The following is a 21784-nucleotide window of genomic DNA, read 5'->3' on the forward strand; positions in this document are numbered from 1 at the left end:
TTCAGGGGGAAGCGAAATGGATATAATAACACCACAACGTTTATATCATGGAACAACGGACAATCTCGTCAACCTTTTTCAAAATAAATTATTGGATAACAAATTTTGGCGACCTGGCCGTGATTTCGGCGAAGGATTCTATACAACGATATCAGCGGCTCAGGCGCGGAATTGGGCACGAAAAGCATCAGCCCGATCGATAATGGGGCACGAGCTTCCATGTGTCCTTGAAATTGAGCTGATCGCGATTCCTTCGAAGATGGAGCCTCTCATATTTCTAAGTGATTCCTTGGCTTGGGCTGAGTTTGTGATGTCGCATCGCAGTGTCATGAAAAAGGGGGAAGCGGACCCCTGTCACAAGCATCCGGATATTATCATTGGTCCAATGGCGGATGGTGATACTGGACGAATTATTGAAGAAGCAGTACAATTAAATAGAGATGTACATTGGTTTTATGATCAAATTTTGCGAACTACGCGAGGTCGGAAATTAGATGCATTACGACTTGGCAATCAAGTGGTGTTCTCCTCAGAGAAATGGGAAGCATCCCTTCGTTTCACTGGTTATAATATTTTTACGGGAGGCAGGTGGATCTACTATGAAAACACAAGTTCGGTTGAATCTGTATGAACGTGGAATCGTTGATGCTCTAGTTCAGAGTTTCGATTATACTTCGCAAGATGCTCGGAAGCTTGTTGTTGACTATGTTGAGGTCATTCGTAAATTAGGTGGCTATGATACCTGTTATGATCATGCGGAGCGGTTAGTTCAAGCGGCAACTCTCAATTATAAGCCAGATGAGTGGTTGAAGCGGATTCATGTGATCGCCAAGGAAGCCGTTCAGGATAAAGGCATCCTCCATCTCGAGGGACGATTGCACGTGCATGTACGTTAAATAAGTAATTAGAAGCTCATCCTACGGTTGAGCTTTTTTTGTGACCAATCCGAGGAGGGGAACGTATGATCGAACATATTCGCACAAGTAATGTAAAGCGCTTTACTGGATTTGGTGCTTTATACGATGGCAGCCGTCCAACGGCTCCACAGGAAGTCATTCGAATTTTGACTGCTTATTTGGGTAGAAAACCTCAAACTGTTGTTGATGTAGGCTGCGGTACAGGCCTTTCTTCCTTTCTGTGGATAGATGACGCAGATCAGATTATCGGCGTTGAGCCAAGCGATGATATGCGTGCGGTTGCCGTAGCAAAATGGGAGGCAATGGACAAGCCAGCATCTCTTATTTTCCAGAAGGGGCTCTCCCACGAGTTGGGGTTGCCATCTGGTTCTGCTGATATTGTGACATGCTCACAATCGTTTCACTGGATGGAGCCGCAAAGCACATTGCGTGAATTCGCTCGTATCCTTCGCCCTGGCGGAGTGTTCGCCGCTTATGATTGTGATTGGCCGCCGGTCATTGACTGGCAAATCGAGCAGCAGTACTTGAAGCTGACAACGTTAGGCGACCAGCGAGCTGTTGAACTTGCACCGGAGCATGAGCAAGCGCATAAATGGAAGAAGGACGAGCATTTGAAACAAATTGAATCTTCGGGTCTATTTCGCTATGCGAGAGAAATCGTGTTTCACAATTGGGAGTCCTGTGACGCGAACCGATATGTGAACCTCGCGTTAAGTCAGGGCAGCCTGCAAACCGCATTAAAGTTAGGTGCGAAAGAACTAGAGTCAGAAGCAGCGGAATTTCGCGAGCTTGTGGAGAAGGCGTTCGCTGGTGAAGAACGATCGATATTATTTGGATATCGTATGAGGATTGGCATTGTTTAACTCACAACAAGGGAATACGGGAATGCCGACGAAACTGATTGCATTTTTACTATTTTATGTTGTCATTTATATGGGGAACGCGGTGTATGGGACATTCATGCCTGTCTATCTCAACAACGCGAAATTCTCTCAAGAACAGATTGGGCTCCTATTGAGTCTAGGGCCGTTGATTGCTATGATTGGTCAACCCGTGTGGGGTGCTTTTGGTGATCGTGCCAAATTAAAGAACCAAGTCCTGCGTGTATTACTTATTGGAAGTGGAATTTCGATCTTATTTTTTCCACTTTCTCATGAATTCTTCTATATCCTTATGTTTATTTGTATCTTTACTTTTTTTCAGACTTCGATATTTGCACTTAGCGATGCGATTACTTTGGAGGAACTAGATCGACATCCCACATGGAGCTTTGGCTGGATTCGTCTAGGCGGTACGATAGGCTTCGCCTTGATGTCACTTCTTTTCGGTTTCATTGCAAAGTCCTACATCGGTTCTATGTTCCCTGTTTATGCTTGTACGATGGTAGCTGGGCTGTTCTGTCTCTGGCGGTTTCCAGCTGCGGCAGGGCGGCCTGCGAATGTCATGGGGCGGAAGTTCCGTGAATTGTTCAAAAATGGCAAACTGATGTTCTATCTCAGCATCAATTTTATTATCCAAATTACGCTTGGCTATTATTATGCTTTTTTCCCGATCTACTTTAAGGAAATGGGCGGAGACAGTGTGATGTTAGGCTGGTCGATGGCGATATCGTCCTTGAGTGAGCTGCCTTTTCTGTTATTCTCAGGCATCATATTCAAGCGTGTTCCAGTCTCCGTCATTTTACTCGTGGCAGCACTAGCTTCAGCATTACGTTGGTTCTTATTTTCACAGATTGAAGTTGCATATTGGATATTACCTGTACAAGTATTACATGGACTTATCTTTATCGTTCTATCCGTGACCTTAGCCACAATTATTAATCGTGAAGTGCCTCCTGAGTGGAAAGCAAGCGGACAGACACTTAATGGCCTGCTCAGCCTCGGAGCCGCTCGTATCATCGGCAGCTTCGTGGGAGGTATTATGAGTGCAGCCTATGGCATGCGACAAGTCTTTCTGTATAGTTCTTGGGTCTCTATGGCCTGCGTAGTGGTGTTTGGAGCAGTGATCTATTATCGTAGGAAGCAACATGAGCTTGGTACATAAGTCAATGATTCAGCTATTGCATGGGATGATAGGGGGAAGAACGGATGATGTTGACAAGCGAGCAATTTGAAAAATCGAGGAATTTTCTACTTAGTCAGGCAAGAGAGATTGATAAGGCGATGTTTCTGTATGAATTCGAAGGCGGGGATCCTGAAGGTGTCATTCAAGCACTTCGAAGTTATCAGAACGACGATAAAGGTTTCGGTCGTGCGCTGGAACCTGATCTACGAGCAGATGCCTCATCTGTACTTGCTACAACGCTTGCGCTTCAGTATGCATCCAAGCTCAACTCCAATGTTAGATTAGGATTGATTGAGGATTGCTTTCATTATCTCAAACAAACCTACATCGCAGAATATCAAGGCTGGGAGATCATTCCAGAAGCTGCCAATGAAGCGCCGCGTGCAATTTGGTGGAATTATGAGGGTTTTCAAGCGCACTGGGGAAACCCAAATGCGGAGATTCTTGGTTATTTTTATGCCTTTGGTGAGATTGCAGATCCTTCATTAACTGAAGACTCACAAAAGAAGGCATTTACGCATCTTTTGCAAACATCGAGCCTACTGGAAATGCACGAACTGTTCTGCTATGCCAGGCTATTTGTGCGGTTACCTAAGGAGCTGCAGCACGACATCAGACCTACAATGGAAAAGTTCATGGACAACTGCGTAATAAAACGAGCAGAAGATCGAAATGGCTACTGTGCGGTTCCACTTCAAATTGTGGATGGTCCTGAATCTCCTTTTTATGCCAAGTATCAGGATGTCCTAGCTGGAGATTTGGACGCATTGATACTTGCGCAAGGTCAGGATGGAACCTGGAGTCCAAATTGGTCGTGGGGGAGATTTGAGGAAGCATGGGGGCAAGCTAAGCTGGAATGGCAAGGGTATTTGACCCTGCATCATTTGATGACGTTGAAGGCTTTTGGTCGAATCTCATCATTGGCAAGTAATTAGAAGAAAGGAAGTGCTATAGGTTGATCGAACATGAAGCGATTCTCACTTATGAGCCTGGAGGTCAGCAGATTTGTATGACACGGGTGTTCAATGCACCACGAGAGCTTGTGTTTAAAGCTTTTACGGATGCAAAGCTGTTTGCTGAATGGCTTGGACCTCGGCAGCTGACCATGCAGTTGGTGACATTTGAACCATGGAGTGGAGGCAGCTGGCGTTATATCCATAAAGATAGTCATGGAAATGAATTTGCCTTTCGCGGCGTGTATCACGAAGTCGCTGCACCTGAACGGATTGTTCAAACGTTTGAATTTGAAGGACTCCCAGAGAAAGGACATGTAATTCTGGAAACGGCTAGGTTTGAAGCGCTAGACGGCGGTCAAACTAAGCTGGTGATGGAATCCGTGTTCCAATCTGTTGCTGATCGTGATGGCATGCTTCATTCCGGTATGGAGCAAGGGATGCAAGACTCTTATGAGCGTTTAGCGGAGCTTCTGGAACATATAAAATAGTTGAGATAAAGGAGGGCAGGAGCTTAGGTGACCTGCTCTTTTTGTTATCTCTCTTATAGCCACCTCATTAGTTAATGTCATTAATTATTAATGAGGTGTATTATTGTTTTCAAAGGAGTTTGCTTCAGAATAATAGCATAATAAGACATCTATCTGCGATTTCGAATATGGTGATTGACGTATGAGTTTGATAAGATATTGCCAAATAGGACAAACGAAAGGATGGAAGCTATGCCATTTCTATCACTAACGAGTTGGAGTTTACATCGGAATCTAGGGCCACTGCGTTGGACACGCTGGAACGAAAATACACGTACGCCATTCACAGACACGCAAGAACAACCTGAGTTACTTTCTTTGATCCAGTTGCCAGCTGCATTAGCAGCGAAGGGTTTCTCGTCAATGGAGGTATGTCATTTTCATTTTCCTGAGACGAGTGAGGCGTATTTACAAAATTTGAAGCAAGCGTGCACAGAAGCAGGCCTGCGATTCTATACGTTATTGCTTGAATATGGTGATATCTCTAGCTCAGACGAGTTCCGTAGACAAACAGACATCGCTTGGATTAAAGGCTGGATTGATATCGCTGCAAGCTCAGGTGCCGAAAGGGTGCGCATTATCGCTGGGGAAGCAGAGCCATCAGACCGTGAAGCATTGGTGCGATCCATCGATGCACTTCGTGAACTAGGGCAGTACGGTGCTGAACATGGTGTACGCGTCGTCACAGAGAATTTCAAATCGTTGTCCTCCACCGCGGATAATTGCCTTGAGATAATGAAAGGATGCGGAGATCTTATCGGATTTACATCGGATTTCGGCAATTTCAAAGGCTCGGACAAATTTGATGCGCTTGCCTTGACGATTCCGCATAGTGAATCCATCCATGCCAAAGCACAGACGAATGCCGAAGGCTTGCCAGATGAGAATGAATTTACAAGATGCTTAGACATTGCCAAGCAAGCTGGCTATAAAGGGCCGCTAACCCTTGTTTATGATGGTCCTGGCGACATGTGGGATGGGATCGAACGCGTGAGGAAGCTAGCGGAGCCTTACTGTTCAGATCGAAGATGAGTGTGCTATGATACTAGTAAACATTCCCACTATCTGACTGCTAGAATAGGAGACTTTCACATGAGCCAAGTATGTAATTATTGCAGCAAGAATGAGGCATTAGCGAGCTTGATGATTGAAATTGGTCAATTGCGTGTTTCGACGTTGTATTTATTTAGAGAACAAACGTATAAGGGCCGCTGTATTGTCGCTTTGAATGAGCATCATACCGAATTCTTCCACTTGTCGCAAGAAAACCAGGATGCGTACATGCGCGATGTAGCACAAGCTGCTTCTGCCATTGAGAGTGCTTTTTCTCCAGATAAAATTAATTACGGCGCCTTCGGCGATACCATGCCTCATGTTCATTTCCATATTGTGCCAAAATATAAGGACGGGTACACGTGGGGGAAAATGTTCGAAATGAATCCTGCTGACAATAAGCAACTGACAGAGCAAGAATATGCGGAAATCATTGATCAATTGAAAACGCATTTGTAGTATCATTAGATTTAACAAATATAATCATTGACAGGAAGTATATGGGATAATAAACTTACATCACATTCCATAATTTCATAGCCAAACGCAATGATTGGGACTAGTAAGGAACTCCTTTTGTTCAGAGAGCTGTCGCTTCGGTGAAAGACAGTCAATCGGATCCCCAACTCACCCATGAGCGGTAAGGTCGAAGTGTCTTGTAGATCTTAACGGTTAACCCCCGTCATCAGGTCTCGAGGATTTGTAAGTGACGTATGCTGCAAATCAAGAAGAGTGGTACCGCGCTGGTTAGACCTGTCGCCTCTTTGTAGGCGATAGGTCTTTTTTGTTTTTTCACAAAAGGGAGGGAAAACCGATGAAGAATGTGATCGATTATTATGCGAAGTTTGATGAGTGGGGAAGATTGGATCGCGAGCCGATAGAGTTTACGGTAAATTGGCACTACATGAAGGCGTATCTCCCGCAATCAGGGCATGTCCTGGATAATGGGGCTGGCCCCGGCAAATATGCCATGGAACTCGCCAAGCTCGGCTATAACGTGACGCTTTCTGATCTAACACCGAATCTCGTCGAGCTCGCGAAGGGCAAAGCAAGTGAGTTGGGATTAGCAGATAAGTTTCAAGGATTTCATACATTGAACGCCACATCCTTAGAGGGAATTTCAGATGATAGCTTCGATGCTTCGTTAATGCTCGGACCTCTGTATCATTTGCAGGATGAAGGTGATCGAATAGCCGCCGCGAAGGAACTGTATCGCGTAACGAAGAACGATGGTATTGTGTTTGTCGCTTTTCAAAGTCGGATGCGGATGTTGCTTACCTCTTTGCTCTTCCCGAATGCTTGGAAACCGAATGACAATATGGCGGCTATTTCACATTTTAAAGAAGAAGGCATTTTTAATCATACGGATGCAGGCCGATTTACTGGCGCTTACTATTACAATGTAGAAGACATCAAGCCTTTTATGGAAAGTCAGGGGTTCGAGACGTTAGAGTTGATAGGTTCTTCCAATCTTGCTGCCGTCATCTCTCAGGAACAGAAACAATATTGGGCTGACAGAGGAGAAAGCTCCGAGTTCATTGATTTACTCATACAACTTGCTCGTGACCCATCTATTCTAGGGATTTCCTCACATTTGTTATATATCGGAAGAAAAATTGGAGTGTGAAGGGATGACGATTAAAGCTGTATTATTCGACTTTGATGGAACACTGGCGGATACATTACCTTTGTCTTTTTATGCTTTTAAACATGTATTTAAAAAATACGATGATCGGGATGTTTCAACAGATGAATTAATCGCAATGTTTGGGCCAACAGAAGATGAGATTATCGCTGCAAATCTTAGGAATAAAGAAAATGTGCAAGCAGCTATTGCTGACTATTATCACATGTACGAGAACCATCATGCTGAAGAAGTACCTATGTCAAACGAGCTTTACCAGCTACTCACCTATTTGAAAACGATAGAAGTGAAAATGGGCATTATCACCGGTAAAAGTCGAAAAGCGTATCAAATCTCTTCGGAGAGTCTGAAATTATCGAATTTCTTTGATATTGTGATAACAGGTGATGATGTAGAACAGCCTAAGCCGCATCCCGAAGGGATAATCACAGCGCTCAATTTTCTCGGTGTTACCCGAGATGAAGCCGTCTTTGTAGGCGACAGTAATGCGGATATTAAGGCTGGTAAAGCAGCGGGCATACGGACTTATGGTGTTCAATGGCTGTCTACGTACCAAAGCATGCATTTTGAAGTTGAGCCTGATGGTCTATTTACAAGCGTCGATCAGTTTCACAAGTTGATTAAAAATGAACACAATGTAAGCCATAAATGGTTAGACTGGGCGAAGCAAATCCAAGCAATTGCTCAAATTGGTTTAACGTATTCGAAGGATGTCTTCGATCTGGAACGTTTCCAAGATTTGCGAGAAATCAGCAAGGACATTCTTGATACCTACACCATGGTGGGTATGGATACAATTAACCTTCGTTTTGCAAATGAAACGGGTTACGCAACGCCGAAGGTTGATATTCGAGGTGTGGTTTTTGAAGATAACAAAATTTTACTCGTGAAGGAAAAAGCAGATGGTGCGTGGTCACTGCCTGGGGGGTGGGCCGATATTGGCTACTCGCCTTCGGAAGTTGCTGTGAAAGAGATTCAAGAGGAAGCCGGATTTGAAGTAGTCCCTGTGAAATTACTCGCTGTTCTGGATAAAAAGTTTCATGACCATCCGCCAGAGCCTTATCATATTTATAAGATGTTTATTCTGTGTCGAATAACAGGCGGGAAGGCTCTGGGCGGTGTGGAAACGAGCGAAGTGCAATTCTTTGGTGAACATGAGTTACCGGAATTATCAGCTGAACGAAATACAGTTGCTCAGGTCAAAAGCATGTTTGACTATTTAAGATTTCCAGATAAAGAGGTTCAATTAGATTAAAAGGGACGAGAACTGCACGTTTATCAAGGCTGCCAAGTTAACACTTGGTGGCTTTTTCGCCAGAATTTATATGGTTTGGGTTTAGGGGTAAGCAGCGCTTACCCCTATTTGGTTTGGGTACCCATTTAGCATCTCACTATGGGCAGAGAACTGCAAAAATACATCTTTTTTAAAGAGAATAGACCGTATATCGAGGAATTGCTGCGAAAATACATCCTTTTTTACCGATATTCTATAAAAAGGGTAAATATGGTGGAAAAAGATGCATAATTGCATCTTTGCTATTAGACTACGACTTTTCTAGTGGAAAAAGATGTATATTCGCATCCTTTTTTAGATTCTGACTTTCCGAGGACGGAGCAGCCGTGTTTCTGGCCCTTATTTTGCAGGAAAACGTTGGAATTTTTCGAAAATATATAATTTAAAGCAAGTAAACCATGTAATTCGGAGGTACGATGAGAAATTTATGGAAGATGAATGTCAAGTTGACAGTGGCTATTACAGCCTTATCCATCGTGATTGGCAATCCTAGCTCGCTGGCCGCGGCAAACGACCCCAGCAGCGCAATCGCAGCACTAAACTACCTGAACGAAGTAAGGTCCCACATGGGAATTCAAGCGATGAGTCTAGATCCTGCACTTACCACAGCGGCCGATAAGCATGCGAGTTATCTGTTAATGAACCAGGAGAATGGACATACAGAAACACCAAGCAAACAAGGATTCTCAGGTCAACTTCCTTGGGATCGGGCAGCAGCAGCAGGTTTTGATACGGAAAAGTTCGGTGTATTTGAGGATGTGTCGTTCGATACGGATTCGCCGGAGGTTGGTGTGCAGTCCCTATTGGATGCTCCGCTTCATAGATCAAGCTTAATTCTCCCTGACATGTCCCTATTGGGTGTAGGTTATAACAAGCATGCGATTGTTCTAAATCCTGCCAAGAAATGGTTTACACATACAGGTATAAGTGTGTATCCCTATGATGGTCAGAAGGGGGTCCCGATTGGCTTCTATGGCCTTGAGATCCCGAATCCGTTGGAAACATTTGATTTGGAGAAGTCGGGTTATTTTATTACTTATGCGGGGGTAGACCAAGATAAGTCGGATGTGACCGCCTCGCTAGTGAATAGGGAAGGACAAGCCATCGAGATTTTCAAATTAAAGCAAGAACTTGGCGATACGAACGCATGGCATATCATCCCCAAATATGAGCTTGCCTATGGGGAAACTTATACGGTATCCGTTGAGAATAAAACATGGTCTTTCACGACAGTAGACAACCCAGATCAGCCTAAATCGGAACCTAAAGGTAATCCCGTGAAAACAGACCGCCCGAAACAATATCATCCTAATGACGTTGGTATTCGCATCAATGGTACTTATATCGAAGTTACGCCTAAAGCTAAAATGATAGATGGAAGTACGTTTATCCCGCTTCGCGGGGTGTTTGAGGCCATGGGAGCTAAAGTACTATGGGAGGGAACACGCAGCGAAATCACGCTTGTCAAAGATGCCAAAACGATTGTACTCACCATTGGAAAGCAACAAGCGCTAGTAAACGGAATAAGGCAGACACTTTCAATGGCTCCGTTCATATCGAGTGAAGGTTCCACGTATGTCCCTTTACGTTTCGTGACAGAGGCACTTGGGGCACAGATTGATTGGGAAAATGATAAATGGACCGCGGTTATTCAATCCAATAAATAAGAGGATTCAAGTCGAGTGAAAGTTGCTCGGCTTTTTTGCATTTTAGAGGATGAAACAAAAGGTGAGCTCATGCGTCTAATTAGATATATTTGTTAAAATATGGGATAAGTATAGGAGTTGTATCAACGATGAAGAAATTTATGCTAGGTGTGAGCTGTGGATTACTTCTTGGAGGTACGTCAATAGCCTTCGCATCAGATACCATTCAAGCGTTATTGTTTCCAGCTAGTTTTGAGATCAATGGCAGTCAAGTAGCTATGAACAAGGAGTATCAGGTTCTGAATGTGGACGGACATGCGTATGTCCCGGTGCGCTTTGTCGCTGAACATTTAGGAGCTGTGATTGATTATGATTCGGAATCCGAAAAAATTCTGATTAAAAACAAACCATTGGACATCGTAGATCCTGATTACGCCAAAGTTTCGGTTGGTAATATAATTGCAACGAAATCAGGAAATAAGACCAAGGTGACAGGTCAATTGACGATTAGCGGTGTTGGCAACAGTCAGAATATGATCGGAGCGGGGTTGTCCTTCTACAACGAGAATAATGAGAAAATAGGCGAAGCTGCTATTTCTGGAAATCAATTTGGGGTTGAGACCCAAACATTTGTCACGGAAGGGGATGGTGATTTCAGACATTACGATGCTGTTTATCTACATATTGGGGCAGTTAACTATCGGCTTATTAGCGTAGTGCCTCACACGAAGTATGTCAATTCAAAATATCATTTCTCCTTGAATATCCCGACTAGTTGGGAAGGGAAGTATGAAGTTGAGGAGCAGTTAGATGAAGCATCTGAACGGGTGAACTTCCTTTTTATCCATAAGGCGAATCGTGCGTTTGGCGGTGTCGTATTTAGCATTTCCGTATGGACAAAGGAAGATTGGCTTGCGAATGGGCCCACCGCGAAGGGCGTAGGACAGCTTTACAGGATAGGAGAGGACGAGGAGCGTGTGTTCCTTTTAATCCCTCCAGGCGATGTGGAATATAATCCTCAGGATGATACGCTTAAAGCGGAATTTAAGGCTATGACCGACCAGATTAGTAAAATTAGAACGAGCTTCAAATTCGAATAATTCATTTAAGTTACATAATATAAGTTATGTAAACAAATTAATTACGAGAGTGAGGAATAGCCATTATAATTAGCAAATTAAAGTCAATTAGCCTCATTTTTATGATATCTCTGCTAGCACTATGGATAGCTAGTTGTACAGGGGTTGAATCTAAGCCAAGCGTCAGAGCGAGTGAAATCACACTTACACCGGTCGACCTGTTCAAAGGGGAAGGAGCTAAGTTTCGTCCATTCTTGGGGGCTTGGTCAGGTGCATTTAAACTAAGCTATAAGGGAATGAACCCGCACGCTACATTAGATATTGATTTATGGCAAAATGGGCAGAAAGTGAAGACGATCGGTAGTATTGGCGATATGTTCTATAGCTCTGAGGCAAGAAATCGTGATGCGTTGGAAGTTATCATCTCGATGGATAAAGTAGCTATCGATGCTCAGGCGGCTATGAGCACGATTAAAGTCGGTACGCGCCGCGATTCTGGCACCAATACATACGTGTTTACTGTTCCTTGGGATAGTAAACTGACAGGAACTGGACTGATTGACGAGAGTACTGATCCGCGAACATTGCGAACGAATGAGCCAGCTCATGTGTGGGGGATGCACGCGACAAGCACGAACGAAATCCGTACATTGGATTTCACACCAGAAGCGCTAAGTAGAATCGAATGGGCGATAATATTCACTTTGCGATTCGATGAGAATGAAAAAAAGCTGAATTAGGGTTTTCCTAATGCAGCTTTTTTCTTTATCGTAATGACTTCAATGCGCCACTCCAAGCAATGACTTGGTCAAACATCGTGTTTGCAGCAGCATCTTGACGCGGATTTGGTTTGAGCACGGTGAAGTTTTCAAAATCGGTGAAGAGGGATAATGTCACTTGCGCACGTACACTAGCTATATGCAATTCACTTAAAATAAGCCTGAGGTTTTCAGCAGCACGCGCTCCACCCGTACCTCCACCATAGCTGACGATGCCAGCGGCTTTATCCTTCCATTCATTGAATAAGAAGTCAATTGCATTCTTAAGAGCAGCAGGTACAGCGTGGTTATACTCCGGAGTTACGAAGATATAACCATCATAGGCACGAATAGCGTTCGACCAAGCTATCGTATGTTCTTTCGTGTATTTCATCATCATCGGTGGATGAGGTTCATCATAAAGCGGCAAATTAAAATCTGCCAGATCGACGATCTCAAACAGGGCATCCGTTCGTTTACTTGCAACTTCGTGTATCCACTGAGCAACGACTTCACCTCTGCGTCCTGGGCGAGTACTGCCTAGTATAATTCCTATTTTTAACATGGTTATGACCTCCAATAGGTGTAGTCTATGTGAGTAGCATAACGTTTGTATGGTAAGTCGTTCAACTGAAAATACGAGTATAACCAATATTTCCGCTGCTGTATATTAATTATAGTAGTGTATAGTTTACATAATATAAATTAAGTTAACTCATTTGTGATAAAAGTGACATTTTCGCGTCAATACAAACGTTTTTATTTGAAATTTGCATGAACATGAAAGCGGATGTAGATGATTTATAAGACAAGCTCTTATATAATTTAGAAGAAGAACGTGTAACTAGACAAGAGAAGGGTGGTTGGTTTTCTTATGCATACGTCTATCTATTTGGTGATATTTTCGGTTATTTTATTATTTGGCTTACTATCGACGTTTATCATCGGCTTTTCTCGTAAAAACCGTGAAGGGGATCAGTCCTATTTTCAAAAAACAGGTACGAAGTGGGTAAGGCTTACTTCTTTATATGTGATTTCAATTGCAGCAGGCTTATTAGCCTTACTAGCATTTATTCGTTACACAATTGAATAGCAGACATAGAAAAAAATCTCCAGAAGTGGAGATTTTTTTTATTTTTCCCGCGGTATTGGTGCTTCAAGCTGGTAAGGAAGGATAGGTGTTGATTTTGATAAAGTGAATCTGCAATGAACCGAAAAATGCTTTCCCCTGATTGTAATGCAGCTCACATTTGTACCCATACTCACATGCAATGGCTTGTAATGATTTGAAGCCTGGGAGAGCTCTGACCATCGATGTGATCTGCTTTGTAATATGGTTTGGTATTTTCATTACTAGCGTGGAAGCACTTATGCCATCAACAACGGAAATAAAGCTTGGGAATTCGGATTTCTTGAGAAGCGAAAGGTTGATATGATCTTCAGCAATCTGTAAGATTTCTTTGTTCAATCGATTTAAATTTAAGGTTAAGTTTTTATAAAAATAGATGCCAAATCCGATTTTATTAGTCAAAGGATTTAACCGTTTCTTCCATTTCAATAGGTTGGCTTCCCAATAAGACTCCAGTTGTTCCATCTTCGTATGCCACTTCAATCGTGATGTTAGAAATTTTTTCATGCGTATACTCCTTAACCATATTAATTACTTCTTCAATATTGACGTTACAAAAGGGAAAATCGTTCAATTATGGCAAATTACGCTTGAAGAATCTCGACAAAGCCTTCTGCAGCAACCGACAATTTCATATCTCGGCGCACAGCCAACCCAATACTTCGCGGTGGAAGGGGTTCATCTATGGTGAGCTCAAACAGTGTGCCTGATCGTAGCTCCTCAAGAACAAATGACTTGCTTATGAAGGCAACGCCATACCCTAACCTTGCAAACTCTGATAGGAGATCAATATTTCCTAATTCGATATCGGGATTCACCTCGAACCCCTTAGCAGCAAACCATTTTTCGATGAACACTCGGGTACTGCTGCCAGGAGATAGAAAGATTAGTGGAAGCTCAGCTAGCTCTCTCGTAGTGACTTTACGTTCCGCAAGCTCTTGGAAAGCATCCCCAACCACAAAACAATCCTCTAATACGGCTAACGTGTGAATGGATAGTTCCGGATCTTCGATCGGCATGTGCACGATGGCGCAGTCGATTTCCCCTTCCTTAAGGCGTTTCGTGATCTCGTTCGTTTTTCCATGTGAAAGACGAATTCGAATTCCAGGATATTGCTGATGAAACGAATTTAACTGAGGAAGTAAGAGGTGCTTAATCAGTGAATCGCTAGCCCCAATACGAAGTTCACCTTGATGTAATTGCTTAAGATTCTGAAGATGTTTCTGCCCTGATTGCAGCAACGCAAAGGATTGCTCTACATAATCAAAAAGCGTGCGTCCTTCTTCTGTGAGCTCTACCCCTTTGGATAACCGATGAAACAATTTGAGTCCTACCGTTTCTTCAATCTGCTTAATAGCATAACTCACGGAAGGTTGGGTAATATGAAGTTCTTGCGCAGCTTTCGTTAAATTTCGGCACTTCGCCGTATGTAAGAAAATACGATACCATTCCAAATTGATCATGTGATATAGAACACCTCTATGGCAAAATAGTAAAATTCCAATTTCATTTATTTCATTTCACTCATTATAATTGGTTTAACGAAATAATTCAAAAGAGGTGGCTAACATGGTGTTACATCAACCGGATTTAGAAGCTCGTTCTCCGTGGTCTACGAACAAGGCGAAAGAAGTACAGATAAGTCCTCCAACATCCAAGGTAGAAGGAACAATTCGAGTACCTGGCAGTAAAAGTTTAACGAACCGAGCGTTGATCATCGCGGCCTTGGCTGAAGGTAAATCCAGATTAGATGGCTTATTGAAAAGCGATGACTCGTACTGGTGCATAGACGCATTAACCAAACTAGGTGTGTCCGTAGTCATTAATGGCGAAACTGCTTATGTAGAGGGATGTGGAGGGAATTGGCCGCAACCTTCTGGGGAGCTATACATGGGTGCTGCAGGAACCATTGCACGATTCTTACCTGCAGCTTTGGCAGTGGGAAATGGCAATTGGACGATTAAAGGGAGCAAGCGATTGAGCGAGCGGCCATTAGCTCCGTTGCTTACTGCACTTTCTAGCATTGGAGCAGCTTTTGACTATCAAGAGGGGGAACATCGGTTACCTTACAAGCTCCATGCCTCTGGATTAAAAGGTGGCCACGTGAAGCTGCCAGGTTCTACCTCCAGCCAATTTATTAGTGGACTTTTGTTAGCCGCACCATACACGGAAACACCGCTTACGATTGAGATTGAGGGTGAAATCGTGCAACGGGATTATGTGCAAATGACCGTGGATATCATGCGTTCGTTCGGTGCCGCACCACAGTTCACTGAGGATGGCCAATCTATCATCGTTCCATCGGGGACCTATCAAGCGCAGACTCTCCAACTGGAGCCAGATGTTTCAACTTGTAGTTATTTCTGGGCGTTAGCAGCGCTAACAGCGGGCAGTGTACGAATCGATGGCATTGATGCGAGACACACGAGTCAACCAGATATTGAGATTTTAGATGTTTTGGAGCAAATGGGTTGTACTGTAACACGCGGCGATGCTTTTGTAGAAGTACAAGGTACAAATCATCTTAAAGGTGGATTTACGCTCAGTATGAAGAAATGGTCTGATCAAACTTTGACGATTGCGGCTTTGGCTCCATTTACGGACGGACCCATTACACTAACGGATGCTGCGCATATTCGCCATCATGAATGCGATCGGATTGCTGCGATATGCACAGAGCTTCGCAAGCTCGGGGTGCATGTAGATGAGCATGAGGATGGATTAACCATCTATCCAGGGAAACCGCAATCAGCCCTAGTCGATTCGCATGACGATCATCGCATGGCCATGGCGTTATCTTTAATTGGCTTAAGAGTTGAAAACATTCGAATCAATGACCCAGGCTGCGTATCCAAAACGTGTCCAAATTATTTTGAACAATTGTCCGCACTAGGCGTAGAAATTACTTACTAAAGCAGGGGGAACAAGGCATATGGCAGGGAATACGTTTGGTGAGATTTTTAAAATTACAACTTTTGGGGAATCCCATGGTGCCGCTGTAGGCGTCATCGTAGATGGTGTTACACCTGGCGTCGAGATCGATGAGGCCTATATTCAAAAGCAAATGGATAGGAGAAAGCCAGGTCAATCCTCTGTGACTTCACCACGCAAAGAATACGATAAGATTCACATCTTATCTGGGGTTTTCGAAGGGAAAACAACAGGGACACCGCTTTTTGTCAGCCTATATAATCAAGATATGAAACCAGAGGCCTACAACGACATTCAGCATTCTTTTCGGCCTGGTCATGCGGATTTCACCTATCTTCAGAAATACGGAATCCGCGACCATCGGGGAAGTGGGCGAGCTTCAGGACGGGAAACCGCGGGCAGAGTAGCTGGCGGAGCCGTAGCTCGTAAGCTTTTAGAGCAAAGAGGCGTACAGGTGTTAGCCTATACCCAAGAGGTCGGTGGAATCCCTTGTGAGACCTTTGATGAACATGCTATTGAGCTGAATGCGGTAAGGGCGTGCGATCCGATTGCTGGCGCCAAAATGATTGAAAAAATCGAGCAATTAGCGGCGATTGGCGATAGTTGCGGAGGCATCGTGGAATGTCGGATTCGTGGCGTTCAGCCAGGACTTGGGGAGCCTGTATTTGATAAATTAGATGCTGAATTGGCCAAAGCGATGCTCTCTATCGGTGCTGTTAAAGGTATCGAGTTCGGTGCAGGTTTCGCTGCGGCCTCCATGCTGGGCAGTGAGCATAATGATGAAATGGATAATTCCGGATTTCTCAGCAATCATTCAGGTGGCATTCTGGGTGGAATCAGTACGGGACAAGAAATTATTTTCCGCATAAGTGTCAAACCAACTTCTTCTATATCAGTTACCCAGAGAACGCTTAATGTAAAGGGAGAGGAGCAAGACATTCGGACAGAAGGCAGGCATGATCCTTGTATTTGCCCGAGAATTGTACCTGTAGTTGAGGCGATGGCTTGCTTAGTACTAGAAGATCTGTATAAGCGACAAGCTGCGATGTTAGGATAGATGAGGCTGCCGATCATTCGGCAGTCTTTTCTTCATCAAAAATTAGATATTGCCCGGATAAATCGGTTATTATGAAACTAAGAACACATGTAATCATAATTATTCTGCTGAGCAAAGGAAGGAAGAAGATCATGTCGACTACAGATAAAATTAAACTAACCTCCTATTCAACCAAGGGTGGCTGTGGCTGCAAAATTGGTCCTGCAGATCTCTCAGAAGTTATTAAAAAATTACCTCCAGCTCTGCCAAATCCTAATCTGCTTGTTGGTATCGACACAAGTGATGATGCGGGGGTCTACCAATTAAGTGAAGATCTTGCGCTCGTACAAACCGTAGATTTTTTCACGCCGATTGTTGATGATCCATACTCGTTCGGACAAGTAGCCGCTGCGAATGCGATAAGTGACATTTATGCCATGGGTGGCAGACCATTAACGGCATTAAATATCGTTGCTTTTCCGATACGTACACTGGATAAAGAAGTGTTGGCTGATATATTACGAGGTGCTGGCGATAAAATGAAGGAAGCTGGCATCACGCTTGTTGGCGGACATTCGATTGAAGATAACGAACCTAAATTCGGTCTAGCTGTAACAGGATTAGTCCATCCACAGAAGATACGCACCAATGCAGGAGCACGTCTAGGGGATAAATTGATTTTAACGAAACCGATTGGTGTGGGCATATTAACAACTTCGATTAAGAAAGATCGGTTAGATGAAGAAGAGGTTGCTCGTGTCACACAGGTTATGGCTACGTTGAACAAAACAGCAGCAGAGACTATGGAGCCATTTGACGTACATGCTTGTACAGATGTGACGGGATTCGGGTTGATCGGGCACTCACTTGAGATGGCCAAAGGCAGTCAAATCGGCATACGTATTACTGCTAATGATGTACCTCTATTGCCACGAGTTAGGGAATTGGCTGAAGAAGGGTTTGTTCCTGGCGGCACGAAAAATAATTTCGCTCATGTTCAGAAAGACGTTACATTCCCTGATACCTTGGATCAAATCGGCCAATGGATATTGTGTGATGCTGTCACGTCGGGAGGGCTGCTGATCGCTGTAGCTGGTGATCAAGCAGAGGACTTACTGAGTAAATTGAAGCTTGCTGGTGTGGAAGCAAGCTTAATTGGAGAAACAACAGAAGAACATATTGGTCGTATCGTTGTTATTTAAATTACGAAATCTTTTAAGGAGCGAGATTATTGTTTCAAGACATCAGCATAGATGAGCTTTTGGCGCTCAATGATCAGAAGAAATTGGTTATGATCGATGTACGTTCGCCTTCTGAGTTTCAGGATGCCACAATTCCTGGTAGTATCAATATTCCATTTTTTGATGATAACGAACGAGCAGAAATAGGTACCATTTATAAACAAGTTAGTGTACAAGCAGCTAAAGATCGGGGATTAGAGATCATGTCTGCTAAGCTCCCGGCATTTGTCAAAACGTTCGAAGCCATCAAAGAGCCTAAAGCTGTATTCTGTTGGCGCGGCGGCATGCGGAGTCATTCGTCAGCTACAGTACTTTCATTAATGGGCATACGTACATATCGGTTGACAGGGGGATTTCGTTCCTATCGTAGATGGGTTGTAGATACGCTTGAGAAGATGGAGTTCAAACCACGTGTATATGTGATTTCTGGGAATACCGGAGCAGGTAAATCAGCCATTCTAAGGCGTCTACAGTCGGAAGGGTATCCAGTTCTGGACCTAGAAGCCTATGCGGGGCATCGTGGATCTATATTTGGACATGTGGGACTCCAAGCAAACAATCAGAAGACTTTTGAAGCTCAATTTGTAACAGATTACATGAAACTAAAGGATTCTCCTTATCTTCTCATAGAAGGTGAAAGTAAACGTATTGGCAAGGCGGTAATGCCAGATATCCTTTTTAATAAAAAGGAAACCGGTACACACTTGTACATTCAAATGCCGATTCATGAACGTGTTCGACATATTATCGAGGATTACCGTCCTTGGGAAAATAAAGAACCGTTGCTGGAAGCGTATCAACATATTAAAGACCGAATCCACACTCCGATCGCGAAGGAAATTGAAATGGCGTTGCAAAGCGATTATTTTGATAAAGCTGTTGATCTGCTCTTAACTCATTATTATGATCCGCGATATGAACACGCAATGAACAAATATGAGCGAGACATACAAGACATACATCCCTTGAATGTCCATAATCTGGATGAAGCTGTTCATGCTGTTAAAGCCTATATTCAGCTTGATCTTACATAATTGAATACGCGTACATGGGGAGTGCACAAAATGAAGAAAAGTGAGCACCGTGAACAAAATAAAGATGCAAAATCGCGTATTTATCTCGACTATAATGCAAGTACTCCGATCGATCCAGCTGTAATTGAGGAAATGCTTCCGTATGTATGCGGACACTTCGGTAATCCATCGTCTTCTCATTGGGCGTCCGAGAAACTTGAAGAAGCCATTCATCTTGCTAGACATCGTATTGCCGTTAGTATCGGATGTCATCCCAATGAAGTTGTATTTACGAGTGGTGGCAGCGAGTCGAATAATCATGCCATTAAAGGTGTTTATTTTGCCAATAAGCATCGTGGCAATCATATTATTACAACGCAAATTGAGCATCCATCTGTGCTACAGCCGTGTGCTTTTCTCGAATCTTTAGGGGCGAGAGTGACCTATTTAGATGTGGATGCGTATGGGATAGTAGATTTGGAACAACTTCAGGCAGCGATAACCGAGGAGACGATTCTGGTTTCTATCATGCATGCAAATAATGAAACGGGAACTGTTCAATCCATTCAGAAAATCGCTGAAATCACAAAACGCCATGGGGTTCTTCTCCATACGGATGCTGCACAATCAATAGGGAAAATAGATGTGAACTGGCATGACATGGGAGTTGATTTAATGACTCTTGCTGGGCATAAGCTGTATGCTCCCAAGGGGGTAGGAGCTTTAATCATTAAAGAAGGAACCGCTGTCACGCCTCACAATCACGGTGCGAGTCACGAGTCGGGCCGAAGGGCAGGTACTGAGAACGTGCCATACATTGTAGGTCTAGGAAAAGCGATTGAGCTTGCCTACGGCAGGGAGAATATCGTGGATACGTTGGCCTTAACGAATCTGATGTGGGAACGATTATCGGAGGCATTTCAGTCTCGAATCAGAAGGAATGGACACCCCGATCAACGATTGCCCAATACGTTAAACGTCAGTTTTATAGATAGGATTGGGCAAGAGATCTTAGCTCAGATTCCCGAAATTGCGGCTACGACAGGGTCGGCTTGCCATACAGGAAGTAGTGCGATGTCACCGGTCTTAAAAGCTATGAAATTGACGCCGGAGGTTGCGGCGGGTACAGTACGATTCTCCGTAGGGCGTTATACAACGATGGAGGAGATAGAGCGTGCTTGTGCTTTGATCGTAGAACGCGCACGATAAAACGTGAAATACACGGAAAAAAGCAGACCGATTCGCTGAGAATAGGGTCTGCTTTTTATGTTCTGAAACAATTAGTTAATGACCTTAATTATTTACTTTTGTTGAAACTTTCTACAGCTTTCGTTGCATTCTTCACAATGTCAGTCGCTTCTGTCAGCGTGATACCATCTTGTGGATTAAAAGCACCGTCCGCATTTAATTCAACAATATCTAAAGCAAGTGCTGTTTGGATAGCACCAACATGTAAGATATCCATCTTATCATTATCTTTTATTTCGACAGGTGATATTTTAATTAACGGCAGTTTCTCGCTGGTTTGAAGCGTATGAATGAGCATGTACGTGAACGATTCGCGCGTCACTTTGGCATCAGGATCAATTTTAATTTGAATATCGGTACCAAGCTCACCTAGAGCACCTTTGATTAGCTCAACGCTTTGTGTTGCAGTAATAGGGTCTGCGGATACAATTGGAGTTGGATGTGCCTTCAAATAAGCTAGTGCATTGAAAATTTCCTCTGCCGCATCTGCACGTGTAATCTCATTTTTAGGATTAAAATTACCTTCAGCATTCAGTTTGATAATCCCGTATTTAAGGGCACGTTGGATAGACCCCGAATACTCTACATTCAGTTGGTCTGTATCTTTGATATCTTCCAAAACCGGGTTAATTAGAGGAAGACCTTTGCTAATTTCAATTGCACGTACAAGCTGATGTGTGAATTCTTCACGTGTGATTTTCTTATTCGGATCTAGATCTTTAGGAAGTTCCACACTGTTGGCTGCAGCAACAATGAACGCATTTGCGTACCAAGCATCGTTAGAAGCATTGGCAAAATAGTCAGTTGCCTTTGGCTCTTTCACGAAACGGATGAGGTCTAGATTAAGACCAAGAGCATTCACATACAGCTGAACGGCTTGAGCAGTTGAAAGCTTTTCTAGAGGAGCAAATAGGTCAGTAGTGATACCTGAGACGATGCCAGCTTGTTGTAGCGAGATAATTTTATCTTTTGTCGCAACGTTATCCAAGTCAGTAAAGGTAGCGGATGCCGCAAAGCTTTGACCAATTAAAGTAAGTGAGAGCAATGCTGTTGCTGCTGTTAGTGTAAGAGTTTTGATCGTTTTTTTCATTTCTGGTTCACCTCATAGTGGGATTTGTTTGTATTTCTGGGCTTTCAGAATCATAAACGGATAGGGTAATGAAAAGGTTGCACCTACTTTTAAAGAAGTAACTTTTGATTTGTTGGATGCGCAAGTAAGAGAGCTTTTTGTTTGAAACATAAAATCA

General features: G+C 43.4%; 23 protein-coding genes and 1 other annotated feature. Of the genes, 19 read left to right on the plus strand and 4 right to left on the minus strand.

Annotated features, from left to right (window positions below; genetic code table 11):
* Positions 1-16: 16 nt before the first annotated feature.
* From AC58QT_RS03575 to AC58QT_RS03635, 13 genes are all read left to right on the plus strand, one after another.
* Positions 17-631: a DUF3990 domain-containing protein gene (locus AC58QT_RS03575; RefSeq protein ID WP_497407697.1), complete on the plus strand. Its 615-nt coding sequence runs from the start codon at positions 17-19 to the stop codon at positions 629-631.
* Positions 600-896, plus strand: coding sequence for a hypothetical protein (locus AC58QT_RS03580; RefSeq protein ID WP_497407698.1), 297 nt, complete (start codon positions 600-602; stop codon positions 894-896). The genes AC58QT_RS03575 and AC58QT_RS03580 overlap by 32 nt, the downstream gene beginning before the upstream one ends.
* A gap of 65 nt (positions 897-961) precedes the next feature.
* The gene (locus AC58QT_RS03585; protein WP_497407699.1) at positions 962-1780 is read left to right on the plus strand and encodes a class I SAM-dependent methyltransferase; all 819 of its coding nucleotides are present in this window, start codon (positions 962-964) and stop codon (positions 1778-1780) included.
* Positions 1773-2960 (plus strand): MFS transporter, encoded by a 1188-nt coding sequence (locus AC58QT_RS03590; protein WP_497407700.1) that lies wholly within the window; start codon positions 1773-1775, stop codon positions 2958-2960. Before AC58QT_RS03585 ends, AC58QT_RS03590 begins: the two co-directional genes overlap by 8 nt.
* Positions 2961-3004: 44 nt before the next feature.
* Positions 3005-3916: a hypothetical protein gene (locus AC58QT_RS03595; RefSeq protein ID WP_497407701.1), complete on the plus strand. Its 912-nt coding sequence runs from the start codon at positions 3005-3007 to the stop codon at positions 3914-3916.
* Between the two features lie 20 nt (positions 3917-3936).
* Positions 3937-4425: an SRPBCC family protein gene (locus AC58QT_RS03600; protein WP_497407702.1), complete on the plus strand. Its 489-nt coding sequence runs from the start codon at positions 3937-3939 to the stop codon at positions 4423-4425.
* 231 nt (positions 4426-4656) lie between these two features.
* On the plus strand, positions 4657-5496 hold the full coding sequence (locus AC58QT_RS03605; RefSeq protein WP_497407703.1) for a sugar phosphate isomerase/epimerase family protein: 840 nt from the start codon (positions 4657-4659) through the stop codon (positions 5494-5496).
* A 60-nt stretch (positions 5497-5556) separates the two neighbouring features.
* Positions 5557-5976 (plus strand): HIT family protein, encoded by a 420-nt coding sequence (locus AC58QT_RS03610; RefSeq protein WP_497407704.1) that lies wholly within the window; start codon positions 5557-5559, stop codon positions 5974-5976.
* Between the two features lie 81 nt (positions 5977-6057).
* Positions 6058-6284, plus strand: a binding site (T-box leader).
* Positions 6285-6331: 47 nt separating this feature from the next.
* On the plus strand, positions 6332-7144 hold the full coding sequence (locus tag AC58QT_RS03615; protein ID WP_497407705.1) for a class I SAM-dependent methyltransferase: 813 nt from the start codon (positions 6332-6334) through the stop codon (positions 7142-7144).
* Positions 7145-7148: 4 nt separating this feature from the next.
* Positions 7149-8417: an NUDIX hydrolase N-terminal domain-containing protein gene (locus AC58QT_RS03620; RefSeq protein WP_497407706.1), complete on the plus strand. Its 1269-nt coding sequence runs from the start codon at positions 7149-7151 to the stop codon at positions 8415-8417.
* A 455-nt stretch (positions 8418-8872) separates the two neighbouring features.
* On the plus strand, positions 8873-10123 hold the full coding sequence (locus AC58QT_RS03625; protein ID WP_497407707.1) for a stalk domain-containing protein: 1251 nt from the start codon (positions 8873-8875) through the stop codon (positions 10121-10123).
* Between the two features lie 128 nt (positions 10124-10251).
* Positions 10252-11202 (plus strand): stalk domain-containing protein, encoded by a 951-nt coding sequence (locus tag AC58QT_RS03630; RefSeq protein WP_497407708.1) that lies wholly within the window; start codon positions 10252-10254, stop codon positions 11200-11202.
* A gap of 101 nt (positions 11203-11303) precedes the next feature.
* Positions 11304-11921: a hypothetical protein gene (locus tag AC58QT_RS03635; RefSeq protein WP_497407709.1), complete on the plus strand. Its 618-nt coding sequence runs from the start codon at positions 11304-11306 to the stop codon at positions 11919-11921.
* 25 nt (positions 11922-11946) lie between these two features.
* On the opposite strand, the gene AC58QT_RS03640 is transcribed toward AC58QT_RS03635, so the two are convergent.
* Positions 11947-12504: an NADPH-dependent FMN reductase gene (locus AC58QT_RS03640; protein ID WP_497286305.1), complete on the minus strand. Its 558-nt coding sequence runs from the start codon at positions 12502-12504 to the stop codon at positions 11947-11949.
* Between the two features lie 309 nt (positions 12505-12813).
* On the opposite strand from AC58QT_RS03640, the gene AC58QT_RS03645 reads away from it, so the two are divergent.
* Positions 12814-13032 carry a hypothetical protein gene (locus AC58QT_RS03645; protein ID WP_310500175.1) on the plus strand — a complete coding sequence of 73 codons (219 nt, stop codon included), beginning with the start codon at positions 12814-12816 and terminating at the stop codon, positions 13030-13032.
* 63 nt (positions 13033-13095) lie between these two features.
* Here AC58QT_RS03645 and AC58QT_RS03650 read toward each other — a convergent pair whose 3' ends face one another.
* Both AC58QT_RS03650 and AC58QT_RS03655 read right to left on the minus strand, forming a co-directional pair.
* Complete coding sequence (locus AC58QT_RS03650) at positions 13096-13575, minus strand: hypothetical protein (protein WP_497407710.1); 480 nt, start codon at positions 13573-13575, stop codon at positions 13096-13098.
* Positions 13576-13652: 77 nt separating this feature from the next.
* The gene (locus AC58QT_RS03655; RefSeq protein ID WP_497407711.1) at positions 13653-14531 is read right to left on the minus strand and encodes a LysR family transcriptional regulator; all 879 of its coding nucleotides are present in this window, start codon (positions 14529-14531) and stop codon (positions 13653-13655) included.
* A 106-nt stretch (positions 14532-14637) separates the two neighbouring features.
* On the opposite strand from AC58QT_RS03655, the gene aroA reads away from it, so the two are divergent.
* The 5 genes from aroA to AC58QT_RS03680 all read left to right on the plus strand — a co-directional run bounded on the left by aroA (position 14638) and on the right by AC58QT_RS03680 (position 20498).
* Entirely contained in the window at positions 14638-15981 is a 1344-nt protein-coding gene (gene aroA, locus AC58QT_RS03660) for a 3-phosphoshikimate 1-carboxyvinyltransferase (protein ID WP_497407712.1), read from the plus strand.
* Positions 15982-16000: 19 nt separating this feature from the next.
* Positions 16001-17056, plus strand: coding sequence for a chorismate synthase (aroC, locus tag AC58QT_RS03665; RefSeq protein WP_497407713.1), 1056 nt, complete (start codon positions 16001-16003; stop codon positions 17054-17056).
* Positions 17057-17187: 131 nt separating this feature from the next.
* Positions 17188-18237, plus strand: a complete 1050-nt coding sequence (gene selD, locus AC58QT_RS03670) for a selenide, water dikinase SelD (RefSeq protein ID WP_497407714.1) — start codon at positions 17188-17190, stop codon at positions 18235-18237.
* 29 nt (positions 18238-18266) lie between these two features.
* Positions 18267-19310, plus strand: a complete 1044-nt coding sequence (gene mnmH, locus AC58QT_RS03675; RefSeq protein ID WP_497407715.1) for a tRNA 2-selenouridine(34) synthase MnmH — start codon at positions 18267-18269, stop codon at positions 19308-19310.
* A gap of 30 nt (positions 19311-19340) precedes the next feature.
* The gene (locus AC58QT_RS03680) at positions 19341-20498 is read left to right on the plus strand and encodes a cysteine desulfurase family protein (RefSeq protein ID WP_497407716.1); all 1158 of its coding nucleotides are present in this window, start codon (positions 19341-19343) and stop codon (positions 20496-20498) included.
* 88 nt (positions 20499-20586) lie between these two features.
* Here AC58QT_RS03680 and AC58QT_RS03685 read toward each other — a convergent pair whose 3' ends face one another.
* Positions 20587-21627, minus strand: a complete 1041-nt coding sequence (locus AC58QT_RS03685; RefSeq protein WP_497407717.1) for an S-layer homology domain-containing protein — start codon at positions 21625-21627, stop codon at positions 20587-20589.
* Positions 21628-21784: the final 157 nt, after the last annotated feature.

It is taken from the genome of Paenibacillus sp. J31R109, assembly GCF_059692055.1.

Coding starts and splice junctions, on each gene's coding strand:
- AC58QT_RS03585 (WP_497407699.1), top strand. CDS start 962: ATGATCGAACATATTCGCACAAGTAATGTAAAGCGCTTTACTGGATTT.
- AC58QT_RS03640 (WP_497286305.1), bottom strand. CDS start 12,504: ATGTTAAAAATAGGAATTATACTAGGCAGTACTCGCCCAGGACGCAGA.
- AC58QT_RS03610 (WP_497407704.1), top strand. CDS start 5,557: ATGAGCCAAGTATGTAATTATTGCAGCAAGAATGAGGCATTAGCGAGC.
- selD (WP_497407714.1), top strand. CDS start 17,188: ATGTCGACTACAGATAAAATTAAACTAACCTCCTATTCAACCAAGGGT.
- AC58QT_RS03680 (WP_497407716.1), top strand. CDS start 19,341: ATGAAGAAAAGTGAGCACCGTGAACAAAATAAAGATGCAAAATCGCGT.
- AC58QT_RS03620 (WP_497407706.1), top strand. CDS start 7,149: ATGACGATTAAAGCTGTATTATTCGACTTTGATGGAACACTGGCGGAT.
- AC58QT_RS03605 (WP_497407703.1), top strand. CDS start 4,657: ATGCCATTTCTATCACTAACGAGTTGGAGTTTACATCGGAATCTAGGG.
- aroC (WP_497407713.1), top strand. CDS start 16,001: ATGGCAGGGAATACGTTTGGTGAGATTTTTAAAATTACAACTTTTGGG.
- AC58QT_RS03575 (WP_497407697.1), top strand. CDS start 17: ATGGATATAATAACACCACAACGTTTATATCATGGAACAACGGACAAT.
- aroA (WP_497407712.1), top strand. CDS start 14,638: ATGGTGTTACATCAACCGGATTTAGAAGCTCGTTCTCCGTGGTCTACG.
- AC58QT_RS03625 (WP_497407707.1), top strand. CDS start 8,873: ATGAGAAATTTATGGAAGATGAATGTCAAGTTGACAGTGGCTATTACA.
- AC58QT_RS03650 (WP_497407710.1), bottom strand. CDS start 13,575: ATGAAAAAATTTCTAACATCACGATTGAAGTGGCATACGAAGATGGAA.
- AC58QT_RS03655 (WP_497407711.1), bottom strand. CDS start 14,531: ATGATCAATTTGGAATGGTATCGTATTTTCTTACATACGGCGAAGTGC.
- AC58QT_RS03630 (WP_497407708.1), top strand. CDS start 10,252: ATGAAGAAATTTATGCTAGGTGTGAGCTGTGGATTACTTCTTGGAGGT.
- AC58QT_RS03685 (WP_497407717.1), bottom strand. CDS start 21,627: ATGAAAAAAACGATCAAAACTCTTACACTAACAGCAGCAACAGCATTG.
- AC58QT_RS03645 (WP_310500175.1), top strand. CDS start 12,814: ATGCATACGTCTATCTATTTGGTGATATTTTCGGTTATTTTATTATTT.
- AC58QT_RS03635 (WP_497407709.1), top strand. CDS start 11,304: ATGATATCTCTGCTAGCACTATGGATAGCTAGTTGTACAGGGGTTGAA.
- AC58QT_RS03580 (WP_497407698.1), top strand. CDS start 600: ATGAAAACACAAGTTCGGTTGAATCTGTATGAACGTGGAATCGTTGAT.
- AC58QT_RS03595 (WP_497407701.1), top strand. CDS start 3,005: ATGATGTTGACAAGCGAGCAATTTGAAAAATCGAGGAATTTTCTACTT.
- AC58QT_RS03615 (WP_497407705.1), top strand. CDS start 6,332: ATGAAGAATGTGATCGATTATTATGCGAAGTTTGATGAGTGGGGAAGA.